This window comes from Nocardia sp. NRRL S-836, assembly GCF_001279525.1.
Classification (GTDB): Bacteria; Actinomycetota; Actinomycetes; order Mycobacteriales; family Pseudonocardiaceae; genus Lentzea.
Genome location: NZ_LGDY01000108.1, coordinates 24,359 through 36,757, shown reverse-complemented (window position 1 = coordinate 36,757; position 12,399 = coordinate 24,359). Strand labels below are relative to the sequence as shown.

Sequence of the window (12,399 nt, the reverse complement as noted above, 5' to 3'; positions counted from 1 at the left end):
ATGTTCCGAGCCGAGAACATCTCCTCCGGGAGGTAGGATGGGTCACATGGAGGAGCAGCCGGAACTCATCGCCGCGTGCGCGGAGAAGTGGGACCTCAACTGGCTGCTGCACCGGGCCGCCCAGCGCGTCGGCGCCGCGTACGCCGAGGAGATCCAGAACTTCGGCGTCTCCCTGCGCGGCCAGCTGATCCTGCAGGCGCTCGCCACCGAGGAGGCCCAGCGCACGCAGCTCGCGCTCGGCGCCATGCTCGGCCTGGACAAGACGACGCTGACCAGCGAGCTCGACAAGCTGGAGCGCGCCGAGCTGGTCATGCGCGTGCCCGACCCGAACGACCGCAGGGTGCGCAAGCCGGTGATCACCGACAAGGGCCGGGCGCTGCAGAAGGAGGCGGGCGACGCGCTCGCCGAGGTGGAACGCGCCTTCCACTCCCGGTTCTCCCCGCAGGAGATGGGGATCATCCGCAAGGCCCTGCAGGACCTCTCGCGCGGCGAGGGCCCGGTGCACGGCTCCTGCATCTAGACCAGCGAACCCAGGTCCGCCTCCCGCAGCTGCGCCGGCGTGACCGCCGCCCGGGCGTCCACCAGCGCCTGCAACGCCGTGCCGTGGTCCCAGACGTTGACGTTCATGGCCGCCCGCAGCCGGCCGTCCCGCAGCCAGAACGCGACGAACTGCCGCGCTTCGAGGTCGCCGCGGACCACCAGCTCGTCGTCGGGGCCCGCGAGGCCGCGGTACTCCATGCCCAGGTCGTACTGGTCGGTGAAGAAGTACGGCGACTTCTGGTACGGCTCGTCCAGTCCCAGCAACGACCCGGCGACGTGCGTGCCCTGGTCCTTCGCGTTCGCCCAGTGCTCGACGCGGACGCGGTGGCCGTAGCGGGGGTGCTCGTGCGCGGCGATGTCGCCGGCGGCGAACACGTCCGGTGCGGACGTGCGCAGCACCGGGTCGACCGCCACTCCCCCGGCGGCGAGCGCCAGCCCGGCCGCCTCGGCGAGCTCCAGGCGGGGCGTGGCACCCACGGCCAGCACGACGAGGTCGGCGAGCAGCTCGTCGCCGTCGTCCAGCACCACACCGGAGGGCGTGAACCGGGAGACCCCGGCGCCCAGGCGGAACTCGACGCCGTGCTCGGTGTGCAGGCGGCGGAACACCGCGCCCAGCTCCGGGCCCAGCACGCGCACCAGCGGTTCGGCCGACGGGTCCACGACCGTGACGCGGCAGCCGCGCACGCGGGCGGCCGCCGCGACCTCGCAGCCGATCCAGCCCGCGCCGACGACCAGCACGTGGCTGCCCTCGCGCAGGGCCGGGCGCAGGGCGAGGGAGTCGTCCAGCGTCCTGAGCACATGTCCTCGCGCGCCAGGCAGAACACGCGGGCGGGAGCCGGTGGCGAGCAGCAGCCGGTCGTACGTGCGGACGGCGCCGTTCGAGTCGACGACCGCGTGGTCGCCCGGCCGGAGCTCCCGCACCGGGACGCCGAGCTCCAGCTCGATCTCGTTGTCGGCGTAGAAGCCCGGCTCGTGCACCCAGGCGGGTTCCGCCGCCTTGCCCAGCAGCAGGTCCTTGGACAGCGCGGGAAGCTCGTACGGGCGGTGCGGCTCGGTGCCGAACACGGTGATCCGGCCGCCGAAACCGCGGTCGCGCAGCGCGCCGGCGGCAGTGGCACCGGCCAGGCCGGCCCCGACGATCACGATCCGTTGCGGTTCCGCCATTTTTCACCCCTTCAGGTGACCTTTTGTCGTGTCCCATGCGACGCTATCCGCAGCTCGGCGCGGTCGCCGGACAAAGAAAGCTACAAATCCCCGTCATGACCCTCGGTCACGCACGTCCCATGGATGTGAGTGCCCGGAGCATCCGGGCGGGCGCCGGACGATCTGGAGGACACCCGTGGGAGCCAAAGAGGAGTGGCAGGTGAGCTGCCGCGACATCGCTTCGCGCCGACGGGACATGACGGTGTTCGTCAGCCAGGGGCACATCGTGGTCAACGTGCCGCCGGGCGAAGCCGCCGTGTTGACACCGCTGGAGGTCGGACGGCTCAGGGCCGCCCTCCGCGAGGCGGTCGTGGCCGCCTCCAACACCGAGCTGTGATCGCGATCACACCGTTACCTACTCGCAAGTAGGTAAGTGGCAGAGTGGGTCTCATGCTGACCCGCGTGCTGCTGACCCTGGTCAAGGCAGGAGTGATCCGGCCGCTGGGCCCGCGTGGGCTCGCCACCACAGCGAGCGGCTACCTGCACTGGAACATCACGCTCGCGTGGGGCTACCGGACCGGCGCCGGACGCCACCCGCACCGCGCGGCCATCATCGACGACGACGGCGTGCTCACCTACGCGCAGGTCGACGAGCGCACCAGCCGGCTCGCGCACGCGTTCCGCCCGAAGGAACGCATCGGACTGCTGTGCCGCAACCACCGCGGTTTCATCGAGACGCTGACCGCGTGCACGAAGATCGGCGCCGACGCGGTCCTGCTCAACACCGGCCTGAGCGCGGGCCAGCTCGCCCAGGTCGCCCGCGAGCAGCAGATCGACCGGTTCGTCGCCGACCGCGAGTTCGCCGGCGTGCTGCCGGACCGGCCGGTGGTCTTCACCGACGAGCTCGAGTCGCTCATCCGCACCGGCCCGGACCGGCCGCTGCCCCGCCGCCCCCGGCGCGGCCGGCTGATCATCCTCACCTCCGGCACCACCGGCACCCCCAAGGGCGCCCAGCGGCCGGAGCCCGCGAGCCTCGCACCGGCCGCCGCGCTGTTGTCGCGGATCCCGCTCAAGCACGGTGACGTCATCTCGATCCCCGCGCCGCTGTTCCACGCCTGGGGCCTCGCCGCGTTCCAGCTCGGGCTCGTGCTCGGCGCCACCCTGGTGCTGCGGCGGCGGTTCGACCCCGAGCAGACCCTGCGCGACGCCGAGCGGTGCACCGCGATGTTCGTGGTTCCCGTGATGCTGCAACGGATGCTGGAGATCCCGCTGCGGCCGAAGCTGCGGATCATCGCCTCCAGCGGCTCCTCGCTGCCGCCGAAGGTCGCCGCCCGCACCCTGGCGGAGTTCGGGCCGGTGCTCTACAACCTCTACGGATCGACGGAGGTGAGCTGGGCGAGCATCGCGACGCCGGAGGAGATGCTCGCGGATCCGGGCACGGCGGGCAAACCACCGCTCGGCACGCGTCTGGCCATTGTGGACGACCACGGCAAGCCGGTGGCGCCCGGCGAGACCGGCCGGATCTTCGTGGGCAACGAGATGCTGTTCGACGGCTACACCAACGGCACCAGCAAGGAGTCGCTGGACGGCCTGATGTCGACCGGCGACCTCGGCTACCTGCGCAACGGGCTGCTGTTCGTCGCCGGCCGCGACGACGAGATGATCGTCTCCGGCGGCGAGAACGTCTACCCGCGCGAGGTCGAGGACCTGCTCTCCCAGCTGGACGGCGTCACCGAGGTCGCCGTGCTCGGCGTCGAGGACGACCGGTTCGGCCAGCGCCTCGCCGCGTACGTGGTGGGCGACGACACCCTGACGGCCGACCACGTGCGCGACCACGTGAAGGCGCACCTGGCTCGGTTCTCGGTGCCCCGCGACGTCTTCTTCGTCGACGAGCTGCCCCGCAACGCGGCCGGCAAGGTGCTGAAACGGCAACTGCGCGAACAAGGCTAGAGTCTGGCCCCGGACGGAGGGGGCTCGAGATCGATGACGGTTCCCGGACGGACGGCCGACCCGCGCTCCAGCGCGGTGCACAACCTGCGCGAGGCCCGCATCGCACTGGACGAGGGCAGGCCGGGCGAGGCCCTGGAGTTCGCCGAGAAGGCTGTCGCGGCGTTCAGCTGGCTCGACGACGTCGAGGGTGTCGCGGAGGGCGTGCTCGCCCAGTCCGTGGCACTGGGCAAACGCGGCCTGTGGCCCAGCGCGCTCGACACGATCGACCGGGTGCAGGAGATCGCGGCGGCCAACCGCCACATCGGACTGCAGGCGCGGTGCAGCTTTTCCCGAGCGGTGGTGGAGCTCCGGCTCGACTCGCGGGAACGCAGCTTCAACTCGTTCGCCCGCGCGCTCGGGCTGGCCGAGCTCACCGGCGACAGCGAGCTGATCGGCTCGGTGCTGTTCGAGCAGGCCCGCGTGATGCGCGTGCAGTACCACGAGCACTGCATGATCCGCACCCGGGAGAGCCGCTGCAGCCTCGACGGCGAACCGTGCGTGCGCAAGCTCCGGCGCGCGGAAACCCTGTGCGCGCAGGTGCGCGACCGCTGGAAGCAGCTCGGCGACCCGGTCCGGATGGCGATGGTCAACGTCCTGCTGACACACGTGCGCATCGATCTGGGCGAACTTGACCGCGCGCACCGCAGCTGGCAGCGCGCTGACCAGTTGCTTGCCGGAAGGAACCGCCCGGTGGCGCGTGCGGAGGCGTTGATGGCACGGGCCCGGCTCAGCGGAGCGCGCGGCCGCCACCCCGAGCAGATCACCCAGCTGACCGAGGCCGCCGAGCTGGCCATGAGCTGTCTGGCGCGGGAGGTCGCGGTGCACGCGCACCAGCAGCTGAGCGAGGCCCACGAACGGTCCGGCGACCTGGGCCAGGCGTTGCGGCACGCGCGGCTGCAGCTGGAGCAGTACCGGCTGTGGGAGCTGCAGGAGGGCAGGGACCTGCTGCGGATGCGTGAGCACGACCTGTCCGCCCGGCTCGTGGAACAGTTGGCGCACCGGCGTTTCGAGCCCAAGCGGGAGAACGCGGTGGTGCGCGTGCCGCACGCCGGCGAGCTGCGCGAGACCGGTACGGCCGAGCACACGAACACCCGGATCGCGCGGGCGTTGCGGGCCGGGCTCACCAAGCGCGGCATCGAGGTGCTGCGGCTGCTGGCGGCGGGCGCGAGCACCGCGATGATCGCCGAGTCGCTCGGGCTGTCGCCCAAAACCGTGCAGAACCACCTGCAGCGGATCTACTCCACGCTTGACGTCAACGGCCGTTCCGGCGCCGTCGTGTGGTGGATGAGCCTGACCGAGGCGTAGTCATCGATTGTCAACGTGTTGACAACTGCCCCGACCGGTGCGTGCCGCGATCGTCCGTTCGGTCGCTTGCCGCCTACGGGCCGGTTCGCGTTCTTGGGTGAATTACCCAGGTGGCTGCGGGTGAATTGGGTGATGTGACGGGTAACCCGTCTGTGTCATGCTCCGTTAACAACGTGTCCAGTTGCAGGGCGAGGGGCGGTCATGACCGGGCAATGCGGCCCGCGCTCAGTGCTTGCGGAGCGCGATGCGAGCCACGTCGCGCCACAGGAGCGGATCAACGCCCTCGGGGTTGATGTGCTCCAGCAGCGCGGCCAGCGCCGTGCGCGCGCTCGCACCGCCCCCGGCGTCGACCTCGTCCGCGGCCCGCACGAGCAGAAGGTGGCACCGCAGCTGCTGTTCCGCGTCGAGCCGGCCGGTCGCGAGCGCCTCCTCGGCGAGCTCGCGCGCCCTGTCCACCTCACCGTCGCGCAACGCCAGCTCGGCCCGCAGCGCGCGGGCGTGCGCCAGCAGCCCGTCCGGCCTGCGCATCGCCGCGACCGTCGTCTCCACCTCGTCCAGCAGCGCGACGACCTCGTCGAGGTTCGCGCCGGGCGTGCGCAACGCGATGGACGCGCCGGCCAGCCGGACCCGGCACCGGTACTCGGGATCGCCGTCGTAGTCGTCGAGCAGCGCGACGGCCTCGCGGATGCAGTGCGCGGCCTCGGTGCGGTCGCCCAGCCGGTCGGCCACCTTGGCGCGCACCCACCACGTGGAGATGGCCAGCCGGTCGCGGCCGAGCTCGGGCAGCCGCGCGGAGAGCTGGTCCACGACCTGTTCCGCGTCGGCCAGCCGGCCGGCGGCCGTCAGCTCGGCGCACAACGCGATCAGCGCGCGGGTGCCGACCCGGCGCACGCGGTCGCCGTCACCGGTGGCCAGCTCGACGGCCTCACCGGCGGCACGCACGGATTCGGCCGTCCGGCCGAGGCGCCGCAACGCCGATGCGCGCAGGATCTCCACCAACGCGTCCACCGCCGGGCCGGGAGACCACGACTTGCGCAGCTTCGCCGCCGCCAGCAGCAGGCCCTCGTGGTCGCGGTGCCGGGCCAGCATCACGAGCCTGGTCCAGCGCACGCACCAGCCGAACATCTCCTCGTCCGACCGCTTTCCCAGTGCCTCCAGCAGATCGACGGCCGTCACCAGGTCGCCGTCGTGGTAGGCGAGCAGCGCCTCGCACCACGCCAGCGCCTCGTCCTGCATGGCGGTGCGGTCCTCGTCGACCACCAGCTCGGTCGGGTCGACGCCCAGCACCTCGGCGAGCCTGCGCACGACGGCGGGCGACGGCACCCGTTCGCCGGACTCCAGTCGCGACACGTAGCTCATGGAGACACCGGGGCACGCGAGGTCCTTTTGCGACAAACCACGTTGCAGGCGAACCGCCCGCAGCCGCGCGCCGAACCTCGTCAACGACTTCCTGCCCTCATCCACGGCCGCCACCTATCGGAACGGAGCACCTCAATGAAGTTGAACACTATCGCTCGAACCATCGCCGCCGTGATCCTCAGTTTGGGCGCGGTCGCAGCGGTGGCCACGGCGGCGTCGGCCGACCCGGCCGAGTCCTTCACGCCGCCGTACAGCGTCACGCGCTGACCGTCCGGACCCGCTCCGGTGCGGTCCCGCCTCCCTCGCAAGCGGGACCGCACCGGTGCCGGCGCACACCAATTGACACACCTGGCCACATCGCCGGCGGCCGGTGAGGCACAGTTGTGGGGTGACTCTGCAACTGCGCGCGCCACGTCACCAGGTCAGCCCGAGGTCGGTCCTGCTGTGGACGATGCAGGCGGCCGTGTTCTGGCTGGTGCTCTTCGTCCCGCAGCTCGTCGTGTTCCTGCTGGTGACCGAGCCGCCGACGTGGGAGCTGGCGCTGCTGGTGGCCACCGGCGTCATCGGGCTCGCGCACACCGCGGTCGAACCGAGCTGGCGCTACCGCGTGCACCGCTGGGAGACGACCCCGGACGCGGTGTACACGCTGTCCGGCTGGCTGAACCAGGAGTGGCGGGTCGCCCCGGTCTCGCGCATCCAGACCGTCGACACCAAACGCGGGCCGTTCCAGCAGTTGCTCGGCCTGGCCACGGTCACGGTCACGACGGCGTCGGCCGCGGGCCCGGTGGAGATCGAGGGCCTGGACCACGAGACCGCGCGCCGGCTCGTGGAGGAGCTCACCACCACGACGCAGGCCACGCCGGGTGATGCCACGTGACGACCCCGACCGGGCTGCCCGCCGCGCCGGAGCTCACCGAGCCGCTGTCGGAGTGGCACCGCCTGCACGTGCGGATGCTGATCGTGCGCCCGCTCAACGAGGGCATCACGATGCTGGTGCCGATCCTGGTCCTGCTCTTCACCGGCGACGGCGAGAAGTGGCGGATCATCGCGAGCGGCGCGACGGTCGCGATGATCCTCGCGTTCAGCTTCCTGCTGTGGCGCACCACCCGGTACCGCATCACCGACGACCAGGTGGAGCTGCACACCGGTCTGCTGACCCGCAAGCAGCTCTCGGTGCCGCGCGATCGCATCAGGACGGTCGACCTCACCTCCAAGCCGGGCCACCGGGTCTTCGGGTTGTCGGCGGTGCGGATCGGCACCGGCCAGAAGGACGCGCCCGGCGCCGACGGCCTGACGCTCGACGCGGTGACGTCGCAGGAGGCCGAACGGCTGCGGGTGCTGTTGCTGCGCAAGGCCGCCGCGCCGCGGCCGGTCACCGGTGAGGAGCCGGCGGCACCGGCGCCGTCGGACGTGATCTCGCGGCTCGACCCGCGGTGGCTGAAGTTCGCGCCGCTGTCGTTGTCGGGTCTGGTCGCGATCGGCGCGGTGTTCGGCGTGGTGTCGAACTACGCCGACGACCTCGGTCTCGACGTCGTGCACGACCTGTGGGGGTGGCTGTTCGAGCACCCGAGCTTCTCGCTGTTCGGCGGGTTCGCGCTGGCGCTGGTCGTGCTCGCGCTCGTGCTCTCCGTGCCGCTGTACGTGCTCCAGTTCTGGAACTACCGGCTGACCCGTGAGCCGGACGGGACCCTGCGCGTGCAACGGGGTCTGCTCACCACCCGCTCGGTGTCGGTGGAGGAGCAACGGCTGCGCGGCGTCGACATCCAGGAACCGCTGCTGGTGCGCGCGGGCAGGGGCGCGAAAGCCGTTGCGGTGACGACGGGTCTGGGCTCGAAGGGCGAGAGCAACCTGCTGCTGCCGCCCGCGCCGCTGTCGGTGGCGCACCAGGTGGCGCGGGACGTGCTGCGGGTCGAGGACGACCCGACGACGCGGACGCTGCGCAAGCACCCGTTCGCCGCGCTGCGCCGCAGCCTGGTGCGCCACGTCGTGCCGTGGGTCGTGCTCGCGGCCGGGCTGGCGATCTGGGCACCGTCGTGGGCGTGGCCGATCCCGCTGCTGGTGCTGCCGTTCTCCGCGCTGGTCGGCTGGGACAACTACCGCTCGCTCGGCAACGCGCTGGACCCGCGCTACCTGGTGACCCGCAACGGTTCCCTGGTCCGCAGCACGGTCGCGTTGCAGCGCACCGGCATCATCGGCTGGCGCATCGAGCGGTCGTTCTTCCAGCGCCGCAGCGGACTGGTGACGATCGGCGCCACGACGGCGGCCGGTGCGGGCATCTACCGGGTCACGGACGTCGGCGAGTCCGACGGCCTGGCGCTGGCCGACGAGGCCGTGCCCGACCTGCTGCGCCCGTTCCTGCTGCGCGAAGGCGAATGACCGCGCAGTTCCGGGTGCTCGGCACCCTGGAGGTGACGTCGCACGGCCGGCCGGTCCCGCTCCCGGCCGGTCACAGCCGGGTGGTGCTGGCCGGGTTGTTGTTGCGCGCCAACGAGGTCGTCTCCGTCGAGCAGCTCACCCGCTGGCTGTGGGACGGCGCACCGCCGAACCCGGACCGCGCGGTCAAGACCATCCACATGATCATGACCCGGCTGCGCAAGGCGCTCGGCGAGGCGAACGTCGTGGTCACCACCGCCACCGGGTACGTCGCCAGGGTCGAGCCAGACCAGCTCGACCTCACCCGGTTCCGCGCGCTCGTGACCTCCGGCGCGCACACCGAGGCACTGGCGTTGTGGCGCGGCCCCGCCCTCACCGACGTCGTCTCGGACTCGCTGCACCAGGACGAGATCGCGGCGCTGGAGGAAGACCGCCTCGCCGCGCTGGAGCTGCGCGTCGACGACGACCTCGCGCGCGGACGGCACCTGGACGTGCTTCCCGAGCTGCGTGCGCTGACCCGGCAGCACCCGCTGCGGGAACGGTTCTGGAGCCAGCTGGTCCTCGCCCTGTACCGGGCCGGCCAGCAGGCGGACGCGTTGTCGGCCTACCGGGAGGTCACGCGGCTGTTCGCGCGGGAGCTCGGCAGCCGGCCGGGCGCGCAGCTGCGCGAGCTGCACCAGCAGATCCTCGCCGGCGCCGTGGCACCGCCGCCGGTCCGGGTCCCGCGCCAGCTGCCGGCGCCCTGCCCGTTCTTCGTCGGCCGCACCGGCGAGCTGGCCGCGCTCGACGCCCTCGTCGGCCCGGCCGCGATGACGGTCGCGGTGATCAGCGGTGCGGCCGGGCTCGGCAAGACGACCCTGGCCGTGCAGTGGGCGCACACGGTGGCCGAGCGGTTCCCCGACGGCCAGCTGTACGTGAACCTGCGCGGGTACGACGCCACCGCCCCGGTGCCACCGGCGGACGCGCTGCGCGCCTTCCTGGAGGCGCTGGACGTGCCGCCGGAGCAGATCGCGTCCACTGTGGACGCCCGTGCCGCGCAGTTCCGCGGCCTGCTCGCGGACCGCAGGGTGCTGGTGCTGCTGGACAACGCGCGGGACGCCGAGCACGTGCGCCCGCTGCTGCCCGCGAACCCCGGCTGCCTCGTCCTCGTGACGAGTCGCAACCAGCTGTCCGGCCTGGTGGCCAAGGAGGGCGCCCGGCCGATCAGCCTGCCCACGCTGGACGACGACCACGCCGCCACGCTGCTGGGGTTGCACCTGGGTGAGCAGCGGCTGCGCTCCGATCCGGACGCGGTCGCCGGGCTGGTCGCGGGCTGCGCCGGGCTGCCGCTGGCGTTGTCGCTGGTCGCGGCCCGCGCCGCGCTCGACCCCGGCGCCGCGCTGCGCGACCTCGCCGCCGAGCTCGCCGACGCGACCGCCCGGCTCGACGTGGCCGTCGTCGACGACGACGCGCCGGTGAGCCTGCGGTCCGTCTTCTCCACGTCCTACCGGCAGCTCGGGCCGGAGACCGCGAGGGCGTTCCGGCAGCTGTCCCTGCACCCCGGGCGGGGAGCCGGGGTGCACGCGGCGGCCGCGCTGTTCGACGTGCCGGTGGCCACGGCGCGGCGCCTGCTCACCGAGCTGAAGCGGGCCCACCTCCTGAACGAGCAGGCACCCGGCCGGTTCGAGTACCACGACCTGCTGTGCGCCTACGCCTACGAGCTGTGTCTGGAGCACGACCCGGAGCCGGAGCGCAGGATCGCGCGGCACCGCGCGCTCGACTTCTACCTGCACTGCGCCGAGGTCGCCGACGGTCAGCTGCCCGGCGGCCGCGCGCCCATCGGCATCGACCCGCTGCACCGGCCGGCGGAGCCCCCGGTGATCGACTCGACCGAGGCGGCCACGGCGTGGTTCGCGGCCGAGACGCCGAACCTCGTGGCGGCCGTCGAGCTCGCCGCCGCACTGGGCTGGCCGACGCACGCGTGGCAGCTCGTCTACGCGGTGGCACGCCACCTGTGGCTCGGGACCGACCACCGCACGCTCGGGCGGATCGCGCGCACCGCGCTCGGCGGCGCGGCGGAGGAGCCGCGGGCCCACCGGCTGATGCTGCAGTACCTCGGCACGGCCCACTACGGGCTCGGTGAGCACGAGGAAGCGCTGACCTGGTTCCGGCGCGCCACCGAGGTGAGCGCGAGCGTCTCGCCCGCGGCGCACGCACGCGCGTTGCAGTCGGAGGGCCTGGCGCTGGACCGCCTGCGGCGCTACGACGAGGCCGAGCAGCAGTACCTGGCCGCCCTTGAGATCGCCGGCGCGGACGCGGGCGAGGTGGAACCGGTGATCCGGCACAACCTCGCGTGCACCTACCGGGCCACCGGCAGGCACGCCGACGCTCAGCGGGAGCTGCACCGCGCGATCGAGCTGTACGGGGAGATCGAGCTGCGCGGCGCGTCCGGCGGGCCCATCGGGATCCTGCAGGCCCATGACGAACTGGCCAAGGTGCACCTCGACCTCGGTGAGCTGGCCGAGGCGGAGACCAGTGCGCGGGCCGCCGCCGACCTCGCCCGCGAGTACGCCGGACTGCCCCTGCAGGCCGAGATGCTGGTGTTGCTCGGCGACGTCCTGCACCGCGCGGGTGCCGACCCCACGCCGCACTGGGAGCAGGCGCTGGCGATCTACGAGGAGATCGGCGCCACCGAGGCGGACGGCGTGCGCGAGCGGCTTCAGGCCGTGCGAAACGTCTGACGGTAGGCGCTCGGCGACACCCCGATCGAGGCCGCGAGCTGGTGGCGCAGCGCCGCACCGGTGCCGAACCCGGCGTGCGCGGCCACCTGGTCGACCGGCAGGTCGGTGGACTCCAGCAGGTGCCGGGCGCGCTCGACGCGCTGCTGGGTGAGCCACTGGCCCGGCGACATGCCGGTCTCGGCGCGGAACCGGCGGGTGAACGTCCGCACGCTCATCCGCACCTGCGCGGCCATCGCGGCGAGGTCCAGCGGTTCTTGGAGCCGTTCCAAGGCCCACTCGCGTGCGAGGGCCGTGGAGGTGTCCGGGTAGCTGGGCACGGGGCGGTCGACGAACTGCGACTGGCCGCCCTGCCGCCACGCGGGGACGACGCAGTAGCGGGCGATCCAGTTCGCCACCTCGCTGCCGTGGTCGGACCTGATGACGTGCAGGCACAGGTCGATGCCCGCGGCGACCCCCGCCGACGTGAGGACGTCGCCGTCGTCGATGAACAGCACGTCCGGGTTGAGCCGCACCTTCGGGTACAGCGCGCGGAACTGCTCGGTGGTCCCCCAGTGCGTGGTCGCGGGCCTGCCGTCGAGCAGCCCGGCCGCGGCCAGCACGAACGCGCCGGTGCAGATCGACATGATCCGCCGCGCGTTCGTCGTCGTGAGCGCCTCCAGCACGGCCGGTTCCAGCCGGCCCTCGCGCGCGGGCCGGTAGTGCGTGCCGGGCACGAGCACGGTGTCCGCGTCTTGGAGCACCTCCAAGCCGTGCTCGGGCGCGATGGTGAAGCCACCGGTCGTGGGGATCGGGCGGCGGTCCGGCGAGCACACGACGACCTCGTACCGGTCGGCGAGCCGCGCGAACATGTGCGTCGCGCTGCCGATGTCGAACGCGACGGACTGTTCGAGCGCGAGGACGGCGATCCGGTGCATGGCCCGATCCTTTCACATGTTGGCCATCGGGCCACTGGTCGCCGGGTCGGTGATCA

10 protein-coding genes are annotated in these 12,399 nt (G+C 72.6%); 7 read left to right on the top strand and 3 right to left on the bottom strand.

The window, feature by feature from the left end; translation table 11 throughout:
• Positions 1-46 precede the first annotated feature (46 nt).
• On the top strand, positions 47-520 hold the full coding sequence (locus ADL03_RS25600; protein WP_053736095.1) for a MarR family winged helix-turn-helix transcriptional regulator: 474 nt from the start codon (positions 47-49) through the stop codon (positions 518-520).
• On the opposite strand, the gene ADL03_RS25595 is transcribed toward ADL03_RS25600, so the two are convergent.
• Positions 517-1,704, bottom strand: coding sequence for an NAD(P)/FAD-dependent oxidoreductase (locus ADL03_RS25595; RefSeq protein ID WP_053736094.1), 1,188 nt, complete (start codon positions 1,702-1,704; stop codon positions 517-519). The two genes, ADL03_RS25600 and ADL03_RS25595, sit on opposite strands and share 4 nt — an antisense overlap.
• 175 nt (positions 1,705-1,879) lie before the next feature.
• Here ADL03_RS25595 and ADL03_RS45765 point away from each other — a divergent pair, with 175 nt between their 5' ends.
• From ADL03_RS45765 to ADL03_RS48720, 3 genes are read left to right on the top strand one after another with little or no spacing between them, the layout of a single operon-like run.
• Positions 1,880-2,080 carry a hypothetical protein gene (locus ADL03_RS45765; RefSeq protein WP_082373472.1) on the top strand — a complete coding sequence of 67 codons (201 nt, stop codon included), beginning with the start codon at positions 1,880-1,882 and terminating at the stop codon, positions 2,078-2,080.
• A 53-nt stretch (positions 2,081-2,133) separates the two neighbouring features.
• A complete protein-coding gene (locus ADL03_RS25590; protein ID WP_053736144.1) occupies positions 2,134-3,633 on the top strand; it encodes an AMP-binding protein in 1,500 nt (499 codons plus the stop codon).
• Between the two features lie 33 nt (positions 3,634-3,666).
• Positions 3,667-4,977 (top strand): helix-turn-helix transcriptional regulator, encoded by a 1,311-nt coding sequence (locus ADL03_RS48720; RefSeq protein ID WP_053736093.1) that lies wholly within the window; start codon positions 3,667-3,669, stop codon positions 4,975-4,977.
• A 225-nt stretch (positions 4,978-5,202) separates the two neighbouring features.
• Here the strand turns inward: ADL03_RS48720 and ADL03_RS25580 are convergent, their stop codons facing one another.
• The gene (locus tag ADL03_RS25580) at positions 5,203-6,441 is read right to left on the bottom strand and encodes a helix-turn-helix domain-containing protein (protein WP_231642244.1); all 1,239 of its coding nucleotides are present in this window, start codon (positions 6,439-6,441) and stop codon (positions 5,203-5,205) included.
• A gap of 283 nt (positions 6,442-6,724) precedes the next feature.
• Between ADL03_RS25580 and ADL03_RS25575 the strand changes: the two genes are divergently transcribed.
• From ADL03_RS25575 to ADL03_RS25565, 3 genes are read left to right on the top strand one after another with little or no spacing between them, the layout of a single operon-like run.
• Positions 6,725-7,213, top strand: a complete 489-nt coding sequence (locus ADL03_RS25575) for a PH domain-containing protein (protein WP_231642241.1) — start codon at positions 6,725-6,727, stop codon at positions 7,211-7,213.
• Positions 7,210-8,712 (top strand): PH domain-containing protein, encoded by a 1,503-nt coding sequence (locus ADL03_RS25570; protein WP_053736090.1) that lies wholly within the window; start codon positions 7,210-7,212, stop codon positions 8,710-8,712. The genes ADL03_RS25575 and ADL03_RS25570 overlap by 4 nt, the downstream gene beginning before the upstream one ends.
• Positions 8,709-11,429: a BTAD domain-containing putative transcriptional regulator gene (locus ADL03_RS25565; RefSeq protein WP_053736089.1), complete on the top strand. Its 2,721-nt coding sequence runs from the start codon at positions 8,709-8,711 to the stop codon at positions 11,427-11,429. Before ADL03_RS25570 ends, ADL03_RS25565 begins: the two co-directional genes overlap by 4 nt.
• Here the strand turns inward: ADL03_RS25565 and ADL03_RS25560 are convergent.
• Complete coding sequence (locus ADL03_RS25560) at positions 11,408-12,343, bottom strand: GlxA family transcriptional regulator (protein WP_053736088.1); 936 nt, start codon at positions 12,341-12,343, stop codon at positions 11,408-11,410. The genes ADL03_RS25565 and ADL03_RS25560 overlap by 22 nt on opposite strands.
• Between the last annotated feature and the right edge of the window lie 56 nt (positions 12,344-12,399).